This window comes from Phaeobacter cretensis, assembly GCF_047372505.1.
In the GTDB taxonomy this organism is placed as follows: domain Bacteria; phylum Pseudomonadota; class Alphaproteobacteria; order Rhodobacterales; family Rhodobacteraceae; genus Phaeobacter; species Phaeobacter cretensis.
On record NZ_JBKBEU010000001.1, the window covers coordinates 1,260,782 to 1,283,385 of the forward strand.

At 53.5% G+C, this 22,604-nt stretch carries 9 protein-coding genes, 3 tRNA genes, 3 rRNA genes and 1 pseudogene; 5 read left to right on the forward strand and 11 right to left on the reverse strand.

Features of this window, described 5'->3' with window-relative positions; translation table 11 throughout:
- Positions 1–13: 13 nt before the first annotated feature.
- From phnE to ACEWZM_RS06025, 3 genes are all read right to left on the reverse strand, one after another.
- The gene (phnE, locus tag ACEWZM_RS06015; RefSeq protein WP_414005575.1) at positions 14–817 is read right to left on the reverse strand and encodes a phosphonate ABC transporter, permease protein PhnE; all 804 of its coding nucleotides are present in this window, start codon (positions 815–817) and stop codon (positions 14–16) included.
- Positions 810–1,622 (reverse strand): phosphonate ABC transporter ATP-binding protein, encoded by an 813-nt coding sequence (locus tag ACEWZM_RS06020; RefSeq protein ID WP_414005576.1) that lies wholly within the window; start codon positions 1,620–1,622, stop codon positions 810–812. The genes phnE and ACEWZM_RS06020 overlap by 8 nt, the downstream gene beginning before the upstream one ends.
- A gap of 69 nt (positions 1,623–1,691) precedes the next feature.
- Entirely contained in the window at positions 1,692–2,543 is an 852-nt protein-coding gene (locus ACEWZM_RS06025; RefSeq protein ID WP_414005577.1) for a PhnD/SsuA/transferrin family substrate-binding protein, read from the reverse strand.
- A gap of 105 nt (positions 2,544–2,648) precedes the next feature.
- On the opposite strand from ACEWZM_RS06025, the gene ACEWZM_RS06030 reads away from it, so the two are divergent.
- Together ACEWZM_RS06030 and phnF are read left to right on the forward strand one after the other, a co-directional pair.
- The gene (locus ACEWZM_RS06030; protein WP_414005578.1) at positions 2,649–3,785 is read left to right on the forward strand and encodes an alpha-D-ribose 1-methylphosphonate 5-triphosphate diphosphatase; all 1,137 of its coding nucleotides are present in this window, start codon (positions 2,649–2,651) and stop codon (positions 3,783–3,785) included.
- The gene (gene phnF / locus ACEWZM_RS06035) at positions 3,763–4,563 is read left to right on the forward strand and encodes a phosphonate metabolism transcriptional regulator PhnF (RefSeq protein ID WP_414005579.1); all 801 of its coding nucleotides are present in this window, start codon (positions 3,763–3,765) and stop codon (positions 4,561–4,563) included. The genes ACEWZM_RS06030 and phnF overlap by 23 nt, the downstream gene beginning before the upstream one ends.
- A gap of 360 nt (positions 4,564–4,923) precedes the next feature.
- Here phnF and ACEWZM_RS06040 read toward each other — a convergent pair whose 3' ends face one another.
- Positions 4,924–6,180, reverse strand: a complete 1,257-nt coding sequence (locus ACEWZM_RS06040; RefSeq protein ID WP_414005580.1) for a Hint domain-containing protein — start codon at positions 6,178–6,180, stop codon at positions 4,924–4,926.
- A gap of 328 nt (positions 6,181–6,508) precedes the next feature.
- Between ACEWZM_RS06040 and ACEWZM_RS06045 the strand changes: the two are divergent.
- The 3 genes and pseudogenes from ACEWZM_RS06045 (at position 6,509) to ACEWZM_RS06055 (ending at position 12,527) form a co-directional block, all read left to right on the forward strand.
- Positions 6,509–7,635 (forward strand): annotated as a pseudogene (locus tag ACEWZM_RS06045) (IS3 family transposase).
- 51 nt (positions 7,636–7,686) lie between these two features.
- The gene (locus ACEWZM_RS06050) at positions 7,687–9,252 is read left to right on the forward strand and encodes an NACHT domain-containing protein (RefSeq protein WP_414005581.1); all 1,566 of its coding nucleotides are present in this window, start codon (positions 7,687–7,689) and stop codon (positions 9,250–9,252) included.
- Between the two features lie 35 nt (positions 9,253–9,287).
- Positions 9,288–12,527 carry an NACHT domain-containing protein gene (locus tag ACEWZM_RS06055; protein WP_414005582.1) on the forward strand — a complete coding sequence of 1,080 codons (3,240 nt, stop codon included), beginning with the start codon at positions 9,288–9,290 and terminating at the stop codon, positions 12,525–12,527.
- A gap of 285 nt (positions 12,528–12,812) precedes the next feature.
- Here ACEWZM_RS06055 and ACEWZM_RS06060 read toward each other — a convergent pair.
- From ACEWZM_RS06060 to ACEWZM_RS06090, 7 genes are all read right to left on the reverse strand, one after another.
- A tRNA-Met gene (locus tag ACEWZM_RS06060) sits at positions 12,813–12,889 on the reverse strand.
- 179 nt (positions 12,890–13,068) lie between these two features.
- Positions 13,069–13,183: ribosomal RNA gene (gene rrf / locus ACEWZM_RS06065) — 5S ribosomal RNA — on the reverse strand.
- Positions 13,184–13,307: 124 nt separating this feature from the next.
- Positions 13,308–16,182, reverse strand: a 23S ribosomal RNA gene (locus ACEWZM_RS06070).
- Between the two features lie 419 nt (positions 16,183–16,601).
- A tRNA-Ile gene (locus tag ACEWZM_RS06075) sits at positions 16,602–16,678 on the reverse strand.
- 25 nt (positions 16,679–16,703) lie between these two features.
- Positions 16,704–16,779: transfer RNA gene (locus ACEWZM_RS06080), tRNA-Ala, on the reverse strand.
- A gap of 151 nt (positions 16,780–16,930) precedes the next feature.
- Positions 16,931–18,394: ribosomal RNA gene (locus tag ACEWZM_RS06085) — 16S ribosomal RNA — on the reverse strand.
- Together the 16S, 23S and 5S rRNA genes with 3 tRNA genes alongside form the textbook arrangement of a ribosomal RNA operon.
- Positions 18,395–19,332: 938 nt before the next feature.
- Positions 19,333–22,548: a 2Fe-2S iron-sulfur cluster-binding protein gene (locus ACEWZM_RS06090; protein WP_414005583.1), complete on the reverse strand. Its 3,216-nt coding sequence runs from the start codon at positions 22,546–22,548 to the stop codon at positions 19,333–19,335.
- Positions 22,549–22,604: the final 56 nt, after the last annotated feature.

Consider the following 22,604-nt stretch of genomic DNA (forward strand, 5'->3'; position numbering starts at 1 on the left):
CAATTACCGAGCCCTACTTTACCAGCGTTCTTAGTCGTTCGGTTAGGAGCTCCATGAGCAAGACAATTGCGAATATTGCCAGAATGATCGTAGCTGCATTCTTGTACTGAAATAAATCAAAGGCCGCTTTCAGTTCCTGTCCGATGCCACCAGCACCGACCAGGCCTAATACAACAGAGGAACGGACCGCTTGTTCAAGCGCAAACAGCGAAGTGTTGATCAACGACGGCGCAGTGTCTGGCAAAATAGCGGCAAACAATATTGATACCCGACTTGCTCCAACTGCAGACAAGGCTTCTTGCGGTTGTTTATCCGCATCTTCCATGGCCTCCGCAAAAAAGCGCCCACAAAAGCCAACGGTATCCATGACAATCGTCATTGTCCCTGCCACAGCACCAAGCCCCACAGTGGCGACAAACAGGAGAGCCCAGATAAGATCGGGTATCGTGCGCAAGAGAGAGACGAGAACCTTCACCAGATAGCCAAAACGACCAATGGGCGTGACTTGCTTAGCCGCGAGCCAACCAATGGGCAGGCTGATTGCGATGCCAATGGCAGCACCAGCCAGAGCGATTTGGAAGGTCTCGAAGATACGCCAAGCCATCCGCGTCAGAAACGCGGCGTCCATGTTCGGCGGTATCATGCGGTCCAATAGGTTGACCATGCCGGGGGCACCACTCGCCAGTTGCTTGGGCGACGGGGCCACCTGCTGGATTGAGGCGAGAATGACGGCGCACACCGCAACCAACAGAACGAACTTGAGTGCCGACATGCCAGTCCAGCGACTGAGCTCGTAGCGTGAGTTCACATCAGACATTAAATGTTTCCTCAAGATCACGATCAGTCAGGTCCGCGCTTGGACGATCTAAGAAAATGCGGCCGTTGCGCAGGGCCACAACCCGGTCAGCAAAGCTGCGCGCATGCTGCATGTCATGAGATGTGAATAAGAGCGTGATCCCCTGACGCTTACACAGAGTGCTAAAGAGCTCCATCACGTCTCTCCCCGAAGTCGGGTCAAGACTGGCGGCCGGTTCATCGGCGATCAGCAATCTTGGCTTACGCACCAAGGCACGCGCAATTGCCACGCGTTGTTGCTGTCCCCCAGATAATTCATCTGCACGATGTAACGCAAAATCTAAGAGATTAACGTCTTCCAACGCGCGCATCGCGGCCTCACGCCACGCTTTTGGGGAGGTCGTATGGCTGAAGCCGCGCCAACTACCGACAGTTCCCAGAAACCCATGGATGACATTGGACAACACGCTACGCCGTGCTACCAAACAATGCTTTTGAAATACGAACCCGGTCTCCAGACGCATCCGTCTGCGCTGCACCTTGCTAGGTATTACTTCAAATCGCTCGCCCAAAGTGCTTACCGTGCCGTTGGAAGTTGGATGCAAACCAATCAGACATTTGAGAAGCGTGGACTTCCCGGCACCATTTGCACCGATCAAGGCCACCCGCTCGCCTTCGTGCACAGTCAGATTGACGCCATCCAAGATAGGCGCACCGCGCCCATAGATTTTTCCGACATCGGAGACCTCAATAATGGGGGTCGTAGCAGGCCGGTAGGCGGCTTTGATCTGTGCAGGCGGGCGGACCGCTTCTAGTAGCTCTTGCAAAGGAGATCCCCTCGTTGATCGCGGCAAAAAGGGGCGAGAAACTCGCCCCTTTCTCAAAACTCTACAGGATCAGTTGCCGACGAAAGACGAAGTGTCCACGCCGATGGTTTTGTACATATCGCGCACATAGTCATAGTCAGCGTCATTGGTGGCAGTGAGGAAAAATCCACCATCGTATTTCTGATTATCATCGCCTTTCAGCAAAGCGGCCATCAGAGCGTCAGCATCGTTCAGGAAAGCGTTGGCAATCTTCTCCAGCGCAGCTGCGTCCATATCTTTGCGGGCTACAAGAATGTCGTTGGGCAGGTCGCGGCCACGGGCTACAACGGTGAAAGCCTGTTCCGGGAAGGCCGCACGGATTTTGCGCAGATGGCCTTCGTTCATGCCAACGGCCTGCACGTCGCCGCGGATCAACGCTTCAACAGCAACATTGCGGGAAATAATCTTTGGCTCATACGCATTGCCATAGGTCAAACCAAAGTCAGCCAGAACCTGAGCTGGGCCGAGATGCTGGGAGGTCGAGCCGACAGAACCAAAAGTCACGATTTTGCCTTTCAGATCCATTACCGAGCCGATGTCGCCTTCGGACATGGTGACAATCTGGGCATAGTAGTTGGGGCGCTGCCATGACACGACGATCTGCGCGTCGGTCAGCTCCTTGATCACAACATATTCGGCGGGGCCAGTCAGTACGAGGTCAACCTGACCCTGATTGATAGCTTCTACAGCGGCGGTGCGCGAGCTTACTGGATACAGCTCAACATCAAGGCCCGTCACTTCCTCCAAGGAAGTTTCGAACGCAGCAAACTCCTGCTGTAGAACTTCCAGGCCTTCGATGTCAGTCACGGCAAATTTGATCGGCTCGGCAACAAGCGGAGTGGCCGCAAAAAGGGCGGCGGCGGTTAGGACGGTGCGAAACATGATTTAGCTCCCTGGCGTTGTGCTGTATACACAGCAATGTCACACAACAATGGGATAGGTGATTCCTGTAACGAGACCATGACGAAAAACAGAGCAGGAACTGGCATGCAAAACTGGATTATCAAAGGCGGCACATGCCTTTTGCCCTCGGGCTTGGAAACAACTGACATCGGGATTAAAGACGGTCAGCTGTATCGCGACTCGTTGGAAGATGCTCAGGTTTTTGATGCGAGTGACTACCTCGTCTTACCGGGCATCGTGGACGCCCATGGCGATGGATTTGAGCGTGTTGTAAACCCTCGGCCCAATGTCCACTTTCCGTTGCCCTTGGCGCTGCAGGAAGCTGACAGTCAACTGATTGCCAATGGCATTACCACAGCATTTCACGGGTTATCGGCATCCTGGGAGCCCGGCTTAAGAAGCGTGGAGACCGGGCGACAGTTTCTAGCCGCGTTGAGTGAGACACGCGACTTGCTGGCCTGTGACACACATATCAACTTACGATGGGAGCTGTTCTGTCTGGACCATCTGGATGAGATCGAAACGTGGCTAGAGGAATTTCCAACGATGGTCCTGTCCCTGAACGACCATCTTACCGCCTATAAAGGGCTGGACGTGGGCAGCACCAAAATCAGCCGGCTGGCTGACCGTGCGGGTCTGCCCCCGCATGAGGCGATTGAATTGATCAATGCGCTATCGGCACGCGCAGGAGAAATACCAGCCGCCGTGGATCGCATGGCCACAGCAGCGCAACGGATTGGCAATGTCATGTTTGCCCATGACGAACTCTCACCAGAACAACGCGCAGCCAATAAATCACTGGGCGTGTCTGTGAGCGAGTTTCCGATGACCTGGGACACCGCCAGATCTGCCATCCGCGGCGGGGACAGTGTGGTTCTCGGCGCGCCCAATGTGGTTCGCGGCGGCACCCAGAATAACGCCATCGATGCCGAGCCCGCAATTGCCGAAGATCTGTGCACGGTCTTGGCCTCTGATTACTACTATCCGGCACAATTGGCCGCCGCCTTTGCACTGGTTGATCGAGGTACGGTGGATCTTGGTAAATCCTGGGCTTTGGTGTCCTCTGGTCCGGCGCGGGCCGTTGGATTGAGTGATCGTGGCGAGATCCGAGACGGGCTGCGAGGGGATTTGATTGTACTTCATCCCCAAACGCGTCAAATCAGGGCAGTGTTTGTGGATGGCAGAAAGGTTCTTGAGCGTGAAAAAACAGCTCAACATTGACAGTGTCGACAGTGATGACCTGGAGAGGATTATACAAATCGCCAATGTGCCCTACCGCTCAAAAGGCGAGCGCGCACTCTGGCTCCAGATATATGATCGTCTGGCAGAAGCCTGCATAAACGGGCCGCTTGAATCCGGTGCCCGGCTTCCGGGCGAAAACCACATGGCAGAGCTGTTTTCCGTTAGCCGCCTGACCATGCGCAAGGCCCTGTCCAAACTGCAGCAAGAAGGACAGCTGCAAGCCCGCAAGGGCGTAGGCATTTTTGTCAGGCAAAGGCGCACGCGTTATGTCATCGACGACGATCTGAGATTTTCCCAAAGCCTTGAAGCCAACGCATCGGAAATCGACACCAAAACGCTGGAATTGACCCGTGCACCGGCGAGCCGAGAAGCTATTGTAGCTTTAGGAATGGGAGCAGTTTCAGAAGTCATACGCATGGTGCGGTTGCGCATCGTAGAGGGTGAGCCTATCTATTTGACATCCAAGGAATTTCCGGCAGACCGGTTCCCACGGTTCGAAGAGGCTTTTTCCCCAAATCAATCAGTCACTGACGTCTATCGTGCCCATGGCATTCCCCGCTACACGCGTGAAGAAACCCGGATAACAGGGGGCTTTGCCCATCGCCATGAGGCCGACGCACTCGGGCTCACGCATAGGACACCGCTAATGCGCGTTTCGTCAGTCAATCTTGACCCAGAGGGACGCCCGATTGAGTTCAACTTTGGCCGCTGGCCCCTCAGCGCGGTAGAGTTAGTGGTTAATCAACGCCGCTCATAAGGTATGGGCTGCCTCAAGCCTGCACATCTCCAACTTCGGTTGCGCCCTTTTCATAGTATGAATTAGGCGTTTCGCGCCCAGTGCCTTTTCGGCTCTCACGTTTTCTGACGCCAAAAATAGAGACGTCAGCGAAGACAAACGCCGCCAGCATAGTAGGGCTCACTGTCAACAGGCCAAACATCAGACCGCAATCCGCCTTGGTCATAGCCTAGGAAATGGCTGCAATAGAGTGAGGGAACGCCTTGCAAGAATGCTTTTGGTCCCGGCCGCTGCACCAAATGCAAATTTAACGACGACTGAAACATTACCAGCAATGCCGAATGTTGCCGGGTAGTGCCGAACTGGTGATCTGCGCGCGAACTAACCCAGTTGCATCCTATCAATCATCGCCTTCGAGTTTTTAACGTGGCGTGCAACCAATTGTTTTTGGCGCTTATGTGTAGGAATAAGAGCAGCAGCTGATGCCTCATAGTCCAAAGATTTCAATTCCGGGAATAGATTTTCTATTTCCTTCCGCGCGTCTACTGGCACCGATTCAAGTGCTTGAGGACCGGTGAAAAGACTCTCACTGGGCGCGCCTTCGGCCCAGATGACCTCATGGGTATCGAAGAGGATGTGAAAATATTCTACGTCCTCCACTTCATCATCGATATAAATCCCAGGCAGTTCAGTCAGCCTAATGGCCGAAATAAGGACCTCAGTCGTTCCAAACATACGCTCGGCTATTTTGGAACTGACGAGCATTCTGTGCTGACGGCTGACAATCAGATCCCGACGAGGCAATCCGTTGCCAAGTGCACCCGCCTTGATGCGCACAGGTCGACTTTTCGGGTTACGAGCCAGCGCTGCGGCTCCAACCTTGCTAGAGCTAATCCATTGAATGGGCTTGGTCTCGCCACCGGAAACAACAATGGAATCACCAACCATGAGTGTCTCCACATGTCGTTGACCGCTCGCGGTCTCGATGAATGTACCCCGTGTGAAACACAATATCTCTTGAGTGTTTCCAAATAGGGTAAAGATCTCTGCCGGAGTAATCGCTGCGTTGTTTGTACCAGTATAGAAATCAAGAGGTATCGTCGAATAGAAGACGTTCCCAGAGCCCACCGGATAGGTAAAGGCGACGATATGGCTGGGGTCAGATGTAGTGAGAAGCGGAACCGCGCCAGGCGGAAGAGAGCTTAGCTCAACATATCCATGGTTCGACATATTGCCGCCATCGAATGTGCTATCGTCGATTACGCCGTTGGGACCGTTTGTAAACGAAGAGGGTGCACCTGCTGCAACATTAACATCAGAGCCGCTTGCAAAGTCACGCACCGCTGTAATCGCACTGCCACCTGGTAAAATTGTTTGGGCGTTGCTGACTGCACGATCAAAAATGATCAAATTCATCCCTGCGTTTACAGCAGCCGAGATATCGGGAAGATTGGCGATATATTCGGAGCCAAAGCTGCTATTGCTAGGATTGACCACATATAGAGAGTCAAGCGAGGCAAGCTGAGCCGCGTTGGGAACAGTTACATTCACCGCGGTATCACCGTTGTTCGTGATCTCATCAACTTGAGAGGCCAAACCTTGGCCTGATGACATCGAGTAATATCCTACGGTTGCCATGTACTCACGCCCGATTATTTTACGCTAGATATCTTTGTTAAACTAGTTCTTAACTATGGCTTTTTTTTGTCATTTGCACAAGACGAACAATTGGCGCAGCCGTCAGCTTAGAGAATGCCATTGAGCAAAGCTACGCCGTTTCACCTCCAGAACTCCACGAAAAGAGCTCATCAAACCGGCGATTTCGCTGAGCAAACGCGCGCTTGACCGCCGAAGCTTCAGGACCAACGCAGCCCATCTGTGCAGTTTCGATCCGAATGCCTGGAATAGCCCCCTGAAAGTGGTCCACCAACCGGGATAGTTTGTCCCGCAAATTGGAGGATCAGCGATGGCTGGAAAACGAGAAAAGCCCGAAGAGATCGCATCGAAGCTTCGGCAGGTTGAAGTTCTACAAGGACAAGGCGCGACGATTGCAGAGGCGGTGCGCCAGATCGGCGTGACGCAGCAGACGTTTTACCGATGGCGGAAGCTTTATGGCGGGATGCAGCGGTCTTAGCTTGCTCGGTTGAAAGAGCTGGAGAAAGAGAACCAGCGGCTTCGGAGAGCGGTGTCTGACTTGACGTTGGACAAACTCATTTTAAGCGAAGCAGCGAAGGGAAACTTCTAAGCCCTTCGCGTCGTCGCAGGTGCATCGACCATGTGCGGCAAGAGTTGGGTGTTTCAGAGCGCCGCGCCTGCCGCACGCTTGGTCAGCATCGCTCTACCCAACGCAAGGTGCCGCATGGCCGGGCCGATGAGGAGCGGCTGACCGACGACATCATCGAGTTGGCCGATCAATACGGGCGCTATGGCTATCGCATGGTGACCGGCTTGCTGAACAATGCGGGCTGGCATGTGAACCACAAGCGCGTTGAACGTATCTGGCGACGTGAAGGGCTGAAAGTCCCACAGAAACAGAAGAAAGAAGGTCGGCTTTGGCTGAATGACGGGTCATGCGTGCGTCTCAGGCCAGAGCGCCCAAACCACGTTTGGTCCTACGACTTTGTCCAAGATCGCACGGCTGATGGCCGGATATATCGAACGCTCAACATCATCGATGAATACACAAGGGAGGCGCTGATGATCCGCGTTGATCGTAAGCTCAACTCCACGGACGTGTTGGATGCGCTGACAGATTTGTTCATCCTGCGCGGCCCACCTAAATACATAAGGTCGGACAATGGCCCAGAATTTATCGCCCAGAAAGTGCGCGATTGGATCGCGGCTGTCGGTGCCAAGACGGCCTATATCGAGCCGGGATCACCCTGGGAAAACGGATACTGCGAAAGCTTCAACGCCCAGTTCCGGGATGAACTTCTCAACGGCGAGCTGTTCTATACCTTAAAGGTGGCCCAAATCCTGATCGAACAATGGAGAATCCACTACAACACCATCAGGCCGCACAGCGCATTGGGCTATCGTTCGCCCGCGCCACAAAGCATCGTTCCGATAGACCAGAGGCCGACGATGCACTAACAATCAAACCGGACCACCCAATGGGGGCACGCCACGTTAATGACTCTTAGCGTGGATCAGTTTTCTAATCAGGCAGGTGACCTTGCCACTCCGCCTTCAGGTGTTTTCCCTACACCGCCCGCACAGCCGGTGCACATGATGCTGCCGCTGGGGTCTTTGTCGTGGGAAAATTTTGAGCGTTTGTGCTATCGTCTGGCCTTGTCCCAAGGCACGTTCGATCATGTGGCCCGATACGGCAAGCAAGGACAAAAGCAGGAAGGAATAGACGTATTCGCCCGCAAGCCTAACGGGCGCTATACTGTCTGGCAGGCAAAACGTTACACAACTTACAAGCCTGCGAACTTAAAGTCAGCGGTAGAAGCATTCCTCGCTGGGCAGTGGGTTGAGCAATCCGATACTCTTGTAATCGCGGTGCAAGCTTTACTCGATGACACCAAGCTTCAAGACGAGATCGAACGGCAAACGAAGAAATTGGCTGCCAAGAACATAGTTCTTGAGGTTCTTGGCGGCGACACACTCGCTGAACGGATCCGCCCACATCAAACACTGGTGTCCGCATTCTTCGGTCGTCATTGGCTCGAGGCCTTCTATGGCGACGCAATCGATCCAAATATCAAAGACAGGCTTGACGGGATTGAGTTCGACAAGGCTCGTGCTCAACTGGCAACATTCTACACTACGCGTTTTAGCGATCTGGACCAAGGAATGGTCGGAGCACGCTTTGCAACCACGCCTGGTTCGCATCAGCCCCTAGCTCTTTTGGAACGGTTTGCAATGGCGGATGTTTTTATTAAGGAGCAGACGTCAGAAACGGCAATCAAGCAAAACCGGTTGGAGAACGACGATGTTTCGGCTCGCGAGCTTCGTGCCGAGATTGAGGGTAGGATACTTCGTTCGGCAAATCCGTACGAAGTTCGACGCGTCTCAGCCGCCGACTGGCTGATTGATGGCAATAAGCTTGCCATTCTTGGTGATGCTGGAACAGGGAAAAGTACGCTTTTGCGCGCAATAGCGCTTGATCTACTTGGTGATCAGTCGGTGTTTACGGCTTTGGGGCAACGTTGGGGCGACCGACTACCTGTCATATTACCATTTGCCAAATGGGCCAGGGCTACGAACCTCCAAGACGGAGAGATTAGCCTTACGGATATGGTTGCTCAGAGCTTACAACCTTTGCTGACCAGCGATATTGTCTCGTTAGTTAACCGCGCAGTAGAAGAGCAACGTATCGTCCTCATAGTTGATGGTTTAGATGAATGGTCAAACGAACAGGCGGCACGAACAGCTCTACAAACCTTACTGACATTGGTTCAGGTCCATAATATCCCCACTTTAGTATCAGGACGACCGCAAGGGTTACGCAGAATCGGATCCCTTCCCCAGGCTTGGAGTACGGCCGAACTGGCTCCGCTGTCGTCGGCTCAACAGGGCTATTTGGCGAATGTTTGGTTCCAACATCTGCAACCGCATTCCACGGGCGGCCAGATAGTGGGCGACAACAACGCAGCTTGGCGAGCAGGTCGTTTTTTGAAGGAACTGAACGCGGACGCGGCTCTCGGAGAGCTGGCAGGAACGCCTCTATTGTTCGTCGGTCTACTCTTTCTTTGTGTAATGTAGTTTTGCCACGCAATCGTACACAAGCTCTCCGAGACTTGGTAAAGTTACTCAACGAAACACACCCTGAGGCGAGAGCCACAGCGGCTGGCGAGGGACGTGCACGGTTTGAACATGCGGGTACGCCAGAAATCCGGCTTGTTGCATTAGGAGCTCTTGCTTTCGCGTCACGCCGCGACGGCGGTGATGCTGGCTACAGTCGAAGTGAAGCCTCTAAAGCCATCATAGAAGGGCTAACCAATAGAGGCTTTGAAACTATCATTGCGAGTGGAGTAGCTAGTGAGCTCCTTGCTGTAAACGCAGAAACAGTTGGGCTTATTATCGAAAAGGGGCCAGACGACATAGGGTTCGCGCACGCCAGCCTTGAGGAGTATCTTGCGGCAACTCATATCCAGAGCTGGCCGTTCAGCGAACTTACTAAATTTGTTTCGGAGAATGCCGGTAGCGCACGCTGGAACAAAGTTTTGGGTAATTTGGTTGGTATCAATGAGAGGCCCGACGAAATCGAGCAAATTGTAGACGCTCTGGAAACTGCAGATTTAGATATCGCCAGAGACTTTAGCCGTCGCCAGCTCCTTTCCGAACTTGCTTTTAGCCAGTCATCGATGAGTTCGCAGACTGCCCAAAGACTGGCAAATCGAACCTTTGAAACGATCGAGGGGTTTGGACCGCTTGCCGAACGTACTGCAATGGTGAAACTTGCGATTAACGGTTTAAGTGATCCGTTGCTCCGGACTGCAGTTGAGGACCGACTTCGTCGGTGGGTTCCTCGGAGAGAGGATTTTCCGCAACAGCTTTTCATAGCAATCGCATCTTGGGGGCAAGGTGCTGACCAATTGGAGGCATTAATCAGAGGCCTTGGGGATGAGAACAGAGGAGCGGCCCGAACTGCCGCAAGATGCCTAGCCAAGGTCTACAAGGCCAACCAAGACGTTCTAAAGCGCTTGATTTCTCTAGCTTCTTCGGATGCAGAGTTAGCAGTCGTGGCGAGCACGATCGAGGCTCTCGTACTTGGCTGGCCTGAGGCAAATATAAAATCCTTCGTCGATGAAGCGGCGGTTAGCCGTTCGCCAATCCTAGAGGCAACAGCGATCTGGGCACGCGTCAAGCTCAACTCAAAAACTGATGCGGATCGAGCAAGATGCTTACAACTCGTAGATGACAATTCTGGTCTCGACTATTTTGATAAGGCGATTGCTGATGAAGCATTGCTCGAAGGTTGGCCAAACGACGATGACGTAATTGAGAAATCGCTGGCGTGGCGCTCGAGTGGGGGCTTAAGACGCGATGTTGCCTCAGCCGCCTTGCTCAATACGGAGCCAGGTCGTCCTGAGGTCAAGAGATGGATATTGAAGGAGCTCGCAGACAAGTTTCCTTTCAATTCAATGCAACGTGGGCTGTGGTCGAAACTGATCAATTTCGCCAAACATGACGTTGACATCCATGAGGCTGTCGTATCTGCGATCACTTCCGAAGATGGAGCACACAGAAGATATGAGTACTGGCCAATCATAGCCCAATTGGGCGATGTACGGCTTCGAGACAACGCCATCTCAGATGTCAGGTCTAAAAAGAGTTACAATAAGTACTGGAGTCTGTTGCCACTCCTTTCAGGTTGGGCGGACGAACCGGACGTCAAGGCTCTGGTTCGAGAAGTAGTTGCTCTGCCCGACGACGAATTGGGAATGCTCGTCGCTCTCCTTCCAGATTTACACACTGACCCTAAAGAGGCGCGCGCGCGCCTAATCGCTATCTTGCATCATCAGCCGAAGGCGCGAGTGGATCTCATCGTCAAAGCCTTAGGTGAACTGGGATGTGATGAAGAGGATGAAGAAGCGGTGCAGGCAATCTTGCCATTTCTGCGGGATGCAAAACCGAATGCCGAGCCTTTGATGGCTTATCATCAATTTTCGGCACACCAAGAGATACGCGATCAAGCGTTGATCCGGCTAAAGCAGCCGGAACCACCAATCCATGTTTTGGCCGAAGCGTTTCCAAACGAGCCACTTATCATGGAGGCAGCTTTATCAGCCGTCTCATCTGTTCCACCATCGTTGCGCGCCGCGATTGCGACTGCTGCAGGAATTGGCGCTGATCGTCATAAAGCGCTGTATTCTGTTCTAGAAAGCTACAATGAAGAGTCCGACTTTCACGTAAGTGTCCAACTAGCCGTAGATTACTATCAGCTCCGCCTAGCTAGAGGCGATGTTGATGGTGTCGTCGACTATCTAACCGCCGAGATCGACCGGCCCGGAATTAATTTTGAAGAGAACCGAACGACCGCTTTTTCTGGTTTGGTAGTCATGGATCGACCTCAAGCAGTGCTAACTACTACACATGCTAGCGGCAAGGTTCGCCTCCTGTCTTACCGAGCCGACGGCTTGAGCAGCGCGCTAGGAGCTTTACTCGCCAAGAAGTGGGACATGCTCAAATCACAGTTAGGGTTGAACTTTGTTGATGAGGTGTTCTCGGATGATCGTTCGGCTTGGAACGCCATTGCCCGTTTTGCTGGTCCTAACCAGAACATGCGCCGCGACTTTTTCGAGTGGTGTAAATCTGAAGAAAACATCGGTTTAGCATCGCTATTGTCTTTGGCTGAGTTTTGGCCTCAGAACAGCGTTCTACTGGAACATACGCTCAGGATTTTGAGACGGAAGAACACCTACAACGACCACGAATTATCCATGAAAATCGCAGCGGCCGAAATCCTGAGAGACCAGTTCAATTCGCCTGAACATGTGGTTGAACTGAGCAAGGTGTTTGACGAGACCAAGGACACGCATGCTGCGATTGCTTTGGCCATTGTAGATCCCGACGCGCCTGGTCTGCATCAGGATAGGATACCGACTCTAGACATTGGAAAGGACCGTGGAGACTGGTTGGCCGCTGCCCAGATTGCCTCTCGGCTAGATCCACCGGAGACTTTCGCGACTATCGTGCGCGGAGCAGCCGAGCGAGTAATCGGTCCGGGCTGGTCACACCAACCACAAATTGCCGAGGTATTGGTCGAACGAGTGATCCGCGATCCGCAGGCTCGATCCATTCTACGAGCCAGCTTAGACGGCGAGACTTCTCCAGACGCATTTGTCGCTTGTGTTACAATCTTGGCCCGCGCCGGCCATCTTGATGGCGAACTTTTGAAAAAATGTGCTGCCAACCTGGAATTGGAGGAGGCTCGGAACGGTGTTCCGCTGGCGGTCTTAGACTTCAACGTAAACTTAGTGCGGCCCTATTCTCACGTTCTCATGGAGTATATCCAACTGGGAGGCAGTCGCTAAGCCACACTAGATGTCTGCAATGCGGGCCGCTACTGCAGCTTATTGACGATCAGGTGACGGTGGGAATCGGACAGAGTCCCGTCATTTTTCGCTTCCGTATTGGCTTAACGCCAATATAGCTGTTGATCTTTAACAGGTGAAGATCCGAAATTGGGCCCCCGTTGCAACGCCGCCTTTTAGTGCGCCTCATGCCCTTGTCTTGCACCTATTGATCCACAAGCGCTAACACAACGTAGTCTCCCCACGGCTGGGGAAGTATATTTATTGTTTTTGATTTTGTAAGATTGGTTGCGGGAGTAGGATTTGAACCTACGACCTTCAGGTTATGAGCCTGACGAGCTACCGGGCTGCTCCATCCCGCGACACTTTTGTTGGGCGATCGCTTACGCTACTTGAGCCCTTTTGTTTGTCCTATCGCCGATTTTGGCGGTTTAGGACTATTGCAGTATTGCTTGTAGCACGACTGCGTGTCCCCTTCAGGGTGATATGGTCTGAAGGGTATTCGTTATTAATATCGTTTAAGAGTTATGGATTTTACTAGGTTTGGCGGTGACCTACTCTCCCACGCCTTAAGACGCAGTACCATCGGCGCAACAGTGCTTAACTTCCGGGTTCGGGATGGGACCGGGTGTTTCACTTGCGCTATGACCACCAAACCGAGAAAAATCCATATATCGACGATGTTTCACAATTTTTGTGAGACGCTCGTCGAGATACAACCAACATGAAGTCCAGTTTTGTTTTGCTTTTGGTTCATTGTGTCACTGACTGTTACTGGAACAGATCAAGCCTATCGGGCGATTAGTACCGGTCAACTGAATGCATTGCTGCACTTACATCTCCGGCCTATTGACGAGGTGGTCTACCTCGGCCCTCAGGGATACCTTGTTTTGAGGGGGGCTTCCCGCTTAGATGCCTTCAGCGGTTATCCTGTCCGATCATAGCTACCCTGCACTGCTGCTGGCGCAACAACAGGTCCACCAGTGGATCGTTCACCCCGGTCCTCTCGTACTAGGGGCAACTCCTCTCAAGTATCCTACACCCACGGCAGATAGGGACCGAACTGTCTCACGACGTTCTAAACCCAGCTCACGTACCTCTTTAAACGGCGAACAGCCGTACCCTTGGGACCTGCTCCAGCCCCAGGATGAGATGAGCCGACATCGAGGTGCCAAACACTGCCGTCGATATGGACTCTTGGGCAGTATCAGCCTGTTATCCCCGGCGTACCTTTTATCCGTTGAGCGATGGCCCTCCCACTTGGGACCACCGGATCACTATGGCCGACTTTCGTCTCTGCTCGACTTGTCAGTCTCGCAGTCAGGCTGGCTTCTGCCATTGCACTCAACGAGCGATTTCCGACCGCTCTGAGCCAACCTTCGCGCGCCTCCGTTACGCTTTAGGAGGCGACCGCCCCAGTCAAACTACCCGCCACGCAGGGTCCCGGATCCGGATAACGGACCGCGGTTAGACATCAAGAGTGCGAAGGGTGGTATCTCAAGGGAGGCTCCACGTGAACTAGCGTTCACGTATCGATGCCTACCACCTATCCTGCACGTCACAATCCTGATGCCAGTGCGAAGCTGTAGTAAAGGTGCACGGGGTCTTTCCGTCTAACCGCGGGAAGCCTGCATCTTGACAGGCAATTCAATTTCGCTGAGTCGATGTTGGAGACAGCGGGGAAGTCGTTACGCCATTCGTGCAGGTCGGAACTTACCCGACAAGGAATTTCGCTACCTTAGGACCGTTATAGTTACGGCCGCCGTTTACCTGGGCTTCAATTCGGAGCTCTCACCCCTCCTTTTAACCTTCAGGCACCGGGCAGGCGTCAGACCCTATACGTCGTCTTGCGACTTCGCAGAGCCCTGTGTTTTTAATAAACAGTCGCCACCCCCTGGTTTGTGCCCCCAGCTCCAAGTTGCCTTGGAACCGGGCCTCCTTCTCGCGAACTTACGGAGGTATTTTGCCGAGTTCCTTCAACATCGTTCTCTCAAGCGCCTTGGTATTCTCTACCAGTCCACCTGTGTCGGTTTAGGGTACGGTCTCATGGAGGGCTATTTCCAGGGACTGATCAGCAGCCCATTCAATCCGATAAGGATGAACTACCTTCACAATCCGTCACATCCTCCTGGCCTAGGAATATTAACCTAGTTCCCATCGGCTACGCCTTTCGGCCTCGCCTTAGGGGCCGGCTTACCCTGCTCAGATTAGCTTTAAGCAGGAACCCTTGGACTTTCGGCGAGAGTGTCTCTCACACTCTTTGTCGCTACTCATGTCATCATTCTCGCTAGTGATCTCTCCACGGGATCGCTCACGCGCCCGCTTCATCGAAAGCCTCGTGTCTCCGGCACTCATTATAAAATGAGTAAAAGAGACATGAGACTATGTCACACTACGCTCTGCTACCATGCACTATGTGCATCCTAAGCTTCGGCTCATGGCTTGAGCCCCGTTACATCTTCGCCGCAGGACGTCTTAATTAGACCAGTGAGCTGTTACGCTATCTTTAAAGGATGGCTGCTTCTAAGCCAACCTCCTGGTTGTTTTGGACATCCCACCTGCTTTCCCACTTAGCCATGAATTAGGGGCCTTAGCTGTAGGTCAGGGTTGTTTCCCTCTCCACTACGGACGTTAGCATCCGCAGTGTGTCTGCCATCTAGTACTCCCGGGTATTCGGAGTTTGGTTAGGATCAGTAAGCCTGTGGGGCCCCATTACCCATCCAGTGCTCTACCCCCCGGGGTATTCGGATGACGCTCTACCTAAATAGATTTCGCAGAGAACCAGCTATCTCCGAGTTTGATTGGCCTTTCACCCCTAGGCACAGCTCATCCCGATCTTTTTCAACAGATGTGGGTTCGGTCCTCCAGTGCATGTTACTGCACCTTCAACCTGGCCATGCCTAGATCACTCGGTTTCGGGTCTGATCCCACAAACTCATTCGCCCTATTAAGACTCGCTTTCGCTGCGCCTACACCTAACGGCTTAAGCTTGCTTGTGAGACCAAGTCGATGACCCATTATACAAAAGGTACGCTGTCAGCCCTCAAGGGGCCTCCAACTGATTGTAGGCGTTCGGTTTCAGGTACTGTTTCACTCCCCTCGTCGGGGTGCTTTTCACCTTTCCCTCACGGTACTGGTTCGCTATCGGTCAGTAAGGAGTACTTAGCCTTCGAAGGTGGTCCTCCGATCTTCAGACAGGATTTCACGTGTCCCGCCCTACTTAATACGTCCTATCATGCTTCATATACGGGGCTATCACCCACTATGGCTGTGCTTCCCAACACATTCTATTCACACTCAAGGCTCGGCTGGTCCCCGTTCGCTCGCCGCTACTAGGGGAGTATCATATTGATGTCCTTTCCTCCGGGTACTTAGATGTTTCAGTTCCCCGGGTTTGCTCTTAAAACCCTATGTATTCAGGTCTTAAGTACCTGATTAAGCTCATTATTGATGTCCTGCCGCTTTGCCACTCAAGGACTGGCCTCTCATCGCAAAATGCAGAGTCACAATAACAAACTGTCAGGTGGGTTCCCCCATTCGGAAATTCATGGATCAAAGCCTATTCTCGGCTCCCCATGACTTATCGCAGAGTATCACGTCCTTCATCGCCTCTTACTGCCAAGGCATCCACCAAACGCCCTTCTCGCGCTTGATCTGGTCCAGAAAAAGACAGTGAACTGTCACGCCACAGAAGCTGGTAAGAAACTGTGGCCTTATTCTGAACCAAAAGCATACTTTCCCGCTCACTTCCGAAGAAGTGAACAATGGCTCATAAACCTTGCGGAATATGAACCGGGTTAGTGTACTTGACTTGGACAACACTGCGGTTTCAATCCGGCAGACCCTCGCGCGCCCGAGGAAAAGGGCGGAATGCAAAGGCTCGCATCAGACCAAATAAATGATCTTCAGCACCAAACTGAGGTCGATCCCTCACACGGGTGACCAACAGTGTTGTTGATTGTATCTCTCTAAACGATGTCAATATGATCAACCTTCCCGAAGGAACATCGATCCGGTCCGATTGGACGGTTAAACATCTCAGGATGCTTAACGATCAAATCGTCTCTTGCAGAATGGTGGGTCGAGGAGGACTTGAACCTCCGACCTCACGCTTATCAGGCGTGCGCTCTAACCACCTGAGCTACCGACCCATTCTATGTGGGCCGTTCGCATGAGTGGTGGAGCCTAGGAGGATCGAACTCCTGACCTCCTGAATGCAAATCAGGCGCTCTCCCAGCTGAGCTAAGGCCCCTTGCTAGATCCTGCACCAAAGCAAGATCATGACAGTTCTGAAGAGATATGAGGACGGCCTGGTCCTGATGTTGATCAGTTTTGAATACTGATCTTATGCTAAGTGTATCACGAGACAGAGCAAGCTCTGATCTAGCTAGATACATCCTTAGAAAGGAGGTGATCCAGCCGCAGGTTCCCCTACGGCTACCTTGTTACGACTTCACCCCAGTCGCTGAGCTCACCGTGGTCCGCTGCCCCCTCGAAAGGTTGGCGCACGGCCTTCGGGTAAACCCAACTCCCATGGTGTGACGGGCGGTGTGTACAAGGCCCGGGAACGTATTCACCGCGTCATGCTGTTACGCGATTACTAGCGATTCCGACTTCATGGGGTCGAGTTGCAGACCCCAATCCGAACTGAGACAGTTTTTTGGGATTAACCCATTGTCACTGCCATTGTAGCACGTGTGTAGCCCAACCCGTAAGGGCCATGAGGACTTGACGTCATCCACACCTTCCTCCCGCTTATCACGGGCAGTTTCCCTAGAGTGCCCAGCCGAACTGCTGGCAACTAAGGATGTGGGTTGCGCTCGTTGCCGGACTTAACCGAACATCTCACGACACGAGCTGACGACAGCCATGCAGCACCTGTCACTAGGTCACCGAAGTGAAAGCCAAATCTCTCTGGCGGTCCTAGGATGTCAAGGGTTGGTAAGGTTCTGCGCGTTGCTTCGAATTAAACCACATGCTCCACCGCTTGTGCGGGCCCCCGTCAATTCCTTTGAGTTTTAATCTTGCGACCGTACTCCCCAGGCGGAATGCTTAATCCGTTAGGTGTGTCACCGACAAGCATGCTTGCCGACGACTGGCATTCATCGTTTACGGTGTGGACTACCAGGGTATCTAATCCTGTTTGCTCCCCACACTTTCGCACCTCAGCGTCAGTATCGAGCCAGTGAGCCGCCTTCGCCACTGGTGTTCCTCCGAATATCTACGAATTTCACCTCTACACTCGGAATTCCACTCACCTCTCTCGAACTCAAGACCAGGAGTTTACAAGGCAGTTCCAGGGTTGAGCCCTGGGATTTCACCCTATACTTTCTGATCCGCCTACGTGCGCTTTACGCCCAGTAATTCCGAACAACGCTAACCCCCTCCGTATTACCGCGGCTGCTGGCACGGAGTTAGCCGGGGTTTCTTTACCAGATACTGTCATTATCATCTCTGGCGAAAGAGCTTTACGACCCTAAGGCCTTCATCACTCACGCGGCATGGCTGGATCAGGCTTGCGCCCATTGTCCAAGATTCCCCACTGCTGCCTCCCGTAGGAGTCTGGGCCGTGTCTCAGTCCCAGTGTTGCTGATCATCCTCTAAAACCAGCTATAGATCGTAGACTTGGTAGGCCATTACCCCACCAACTATCTAATCTAACGCGGGCCGATCCTTCTCCGATAAATCTTTCCCCCGAAGGGCGTATAAGGTATTACTCACCGTTTCCAGTGGCTATTCCTTAGAGAAGGGCACGTTCCCACGCGTTACTAACCCGTCCGCCGCTCACTCCGAAGAGTGCGCTCGACTTGCATGTGTTAGGCCTGCCGCCAGCGTTCGTTCTGAGCCAGGATCAAACTCTCAAGTTGAAATGCCCTTGCAGGCATATCCTTGACGTTCGAACCTCTGCACATCTTTGATGTCCTACCGCTGACGCCAACCAAGGACGGACCTCAGTCAGCACGGCTTCGAACCCGGCTAGGAACTCGAAACGAACATCAAAACTTTCTCTGTTTTTCGTGCTTGGTTTCAAAAGAAACCGAAGCCGTCCAAACAGTGAAGCTGACACTTTATTATCGCGCTACCACTTCGCTACTTGAGCGCAGGGCATCGCTAAAAGCGTTGATATGAAGAGGCTGATCCATCGAATGAACCAAACCGCCCACATATCTCTTCAGATATCATCAATGTCAAAGAGCATACACCAAGAGACAATAACCAACAGATGCGCCACTCTCATGGCACGCCCGCCAACAAAATCTCCATAATGTCACCGTCTTTCCGATGCGGCAGACCGTCTCTCCGGCCAGTCCGGCTACCGTAGCAGCCAACCCAGCAGCGTCCCCGCCGCCGGTGAAGGGGGTTCTAAGCCCACTCAACAAAACCCGCAAGGGGTTTTTTGACGTTTTCATGACGTTTTCTAAAGTACACAAAATAATCGTTATAATACAGATAGTTAAATGTTATATTTTTTCCTATTTCTTATCCTCATGGACCACGATTGCCTAAATTACAGGCGAGACACGACAAGGAGCGTATACAGACAGATCTACATATAGCTGTCAGGGCTACGTCGACCACTAAACACCAGCCGACTCGCAACGCTACAATTCGAGATCAAGGCTTTGAATTGGAGAAAAATTTTCGCTCCCTAGAGCAGTTTTACTGCGGGCACGATAAAGGCTCTCCTAGATATCTACCCACTCTATCCTTTTGTTCGCAAACCTACGCCAGATCGCGCATTGGACTGTGGCTCTCGGCGCGAGATTACGCGCAGGGTCTGGCACATTATTTGCCCGGTGGACGATCAGAGATCCACCTCGATCAGCCCGTCCCGTTCAACTGCGCGAGACTGGCACAGGATCACGGAATCTTTGCGCTGTGCTTTGGACAACACGAAATCACGATGCTCGACCTCACCGGATATCAATCCACATTTGCACACGCCGCAAATGCCATCGGCACATTTCACATCCACATGAATTCCGTTCTCTGCCAACACATCTGTAGCGGTCTTGTCGGCTGGCACCAGTAGCTCGCGGCCGGTACGGGCCAACCTCAACGTGAAATCGTGATTTTCATACTCAGGCACCTCCGGCACGGAGAAATACTCCAGATGGCGTGCCTCTTCCGGAAACCCCTGCCGCTCAGCCGCGTCCATCACGCCACCCATGTAGCGATCCGGGCCACATGTATAGACGTGCCAGCCCTCGCTATAGCTCGCGAGCAACTGATCTAAATTCGCACGACGACCCTCGTCCGAAACATGAAAATGCACATGTTCTGCCCAAGGCGCTGCCATAAGATCTGACAGATAGCCCGCCTCCCCTCGCGAGGGGATAGAATAGTGCAGCTCAAACGCCCGTCCAAGCGCATATAAACGATGCGCCATTGCAATCATCGGCGTCACACCAATTCCCCCTCCCATAAGGAACGTGCGGCTCGCGCCTTCTTCCAGCTGAAAGTGATTGATGGGTTTGGAGATGAACACCTTTCGGCCTTTGGTGAAAATACGGTGCAACAGTTTCGAACCGCCCCGTCCCATATCTTCGCGCAGCACACCGATCTGGTACTTCGACCGGTCCGCAGGATCCCCCGACATGGAGTATTGCCGCAGAAACTCAGGCGCGACTACAATGTCCAGATGAGCCCCGGCAGTCCATTCTGGCAAGGGACTGCCATCCAGGCTCTGAAACTCAAATTTAGTGACACCGCTGCTCATCATCTCGACCTCGGACACCTCGACCCGCAAGACCGGGCTGTCGCCATCGCTGGTATAGATGTGATCCCAGTCACCACTCTCACCACGGGCGCGACGGGATTTATATTCTTGCGCGGTGATCATCGCCTGATAGGCCTCGATCCCCGCCTCGCGGTCCATGGGAAATGGATAAGGCCAGGGATGTGGCGCAAGATTGGCCGGATAGACAGCTAATGTCTGATCCTCGAACTTCAGATCCAGATCCGTTTGCAGCGCACGTGCATTGACTGGCAGGCGCGTCGGACGGTAGGCACCGCCCTCTTCCAGCTCCAGATCCCACCACCATTTTTTGGCTGGATTCATCTCACCATTGCCAACCATGTCATCCAGTTTCGCCAGGGCCGGCGCCGCTGACGGCATATTCATCGCCGCCCAGCGGAACGGTTTTTCCTTGAAAATCCCCTCAAGATTCCATGGGCAGGTCTTCATACAGCGCCCGCACATCGCGCCACCCGGCGTGGTGATACGATAGGTTGTGCATTTCTGGCTATCTGATTTCCAGATCTCATATCCGTTGAACATCAGCTTGGGCCCGGCGGTGATCGCCCCAGCAGGGCATTCACGCGCGCATTTATTGCAAGCTTCGCAAAACGCCTGCAGGCCGAAATCAATCGGCTTATCATGGGCCATCGGCATATCGGTCGTCACCACACCCGATTTCAGGCGTGGCCCGAGGAAGGGGTTCAGGATCACCTCTCCAATGCGGCTGACTTCGCCCAACCCCGACAACAACAAAAGCGGCGGTTGCAGCACCTCGCCGTCCATCACAGTATGCGCCTTTGCCTTGTATCCGAGATTGCGGATCTGCCGGGCAACTACGCCACCCAGCAGCGAAAACCGCAAATAGGCCCGCATGGATTGCGCCACGGCGATCCAATCATCACCGGACGTTCCTTCGGTCGTGTCGAACCCCTGATCCACGATCATTGAAATCGCCTGATCGTGCTCCGGATGGATCTCTGCCCCGGTCGCGTCGTGGCTGTACCATGCCCAGTCAGGGCAGCGGCTGATCCCAACCGCATCAATGCCTAGCCAGTAACTGGCCGCCTTAATATTAGAGGCATTGCGCTCCGCATCAGTGGGCCGAGCACCATTTTGGGCAGGCGTCCCATCCTGCAACAAAACAAAGGCACCAAGCATGCGCCGTTGCGCCATCGACGGTGCTGCTTTGCGAACGTAAAACCCGCCGGTTGCCACCTTTTGGTTGGCCTTTCCCATGTCACCAAACTGACTGCGGGCGAACATATCGGCACGTTTTGGCACCCGCGCCACGCGAGCCTCGTCGATATAGGTGGTTGGGTCACCCACCCGCTTAAGCGTCTCAAACGGATGCGGCCCATCGCGGTAGTCCCGCCGCGCAAAAGGATCACCATTCAGTGCGGAGCGCTCCGATCCCAACCCCAGCCACCACTTTGGTCCTTTCACCTGCATCACAGGCTGCAATTCCTGCGGCAAGAGTGGCTTGTCGCGGATCAAATCGAAATCCGTGGTTACCGCCGCCGCCCCAAATCGCTGACCCAGATAGGGGTTCACAAGATGACCATCCTCAACCGTGGCCAGCCCCGCCGCGACCGTCAATTGGTTGAGATCAACATCCGACGAAGTACCCGTATGCGCCTTTGCATCCCACCCCAAAAGGCGGATGTAGTTCGCCAGCACGACTGCTGTTTCCGAGGCGCGAAGACAGGCACGGTGTGTTTCCGCTCCCTCAAGCCAATCGCAGCCCGCTTCGTCCGGGCGCGGATCGCGTGGCATCTCGTACAGGAACACAATCGAATGGCGGTGATCGCCGATGGTTGTCGGCGGCGCTACCATCGCATCCTTCAGATCCGCCATAATCATATCGATGCCAGAGGCCAGCGTCTTAGTCTGCCGCGTCTTCAGATCATGCGCCAACCGGTCGATATCAGGGTTGCGATAGGGCGTTGCCAATCGCGCTGAAACCGGCAGCGGCCCAATTCCCACCATGGCGGCATCATTGAAATAGCCGAAGGCTTTGATGTGATCCGCCCGGTCCTGCGGATCATCCGGGCACTCAGCGCGCGCTTTGTTGACCAACCCATCACGGATCGCATCCATCATTGCCTGATATTCGCCCATCGCATTGACGATAGAGGCTGGCATATCCGGCCGCGCAAAACTCAATTGCTGAAAGACGGGCACCGCTGTCAGATCCGGCATTGGCCCTGGCTGCAACCGTTCCATCGGGAACGGCCCCATGTGCATTGGACGAGACCGGGTCGAAAACAGTCGGAGGGGCATAGGCGGATCCTGATGTCATTGGCCAAACGTCAGAACCCAGCGACCGCTAGCCTGAC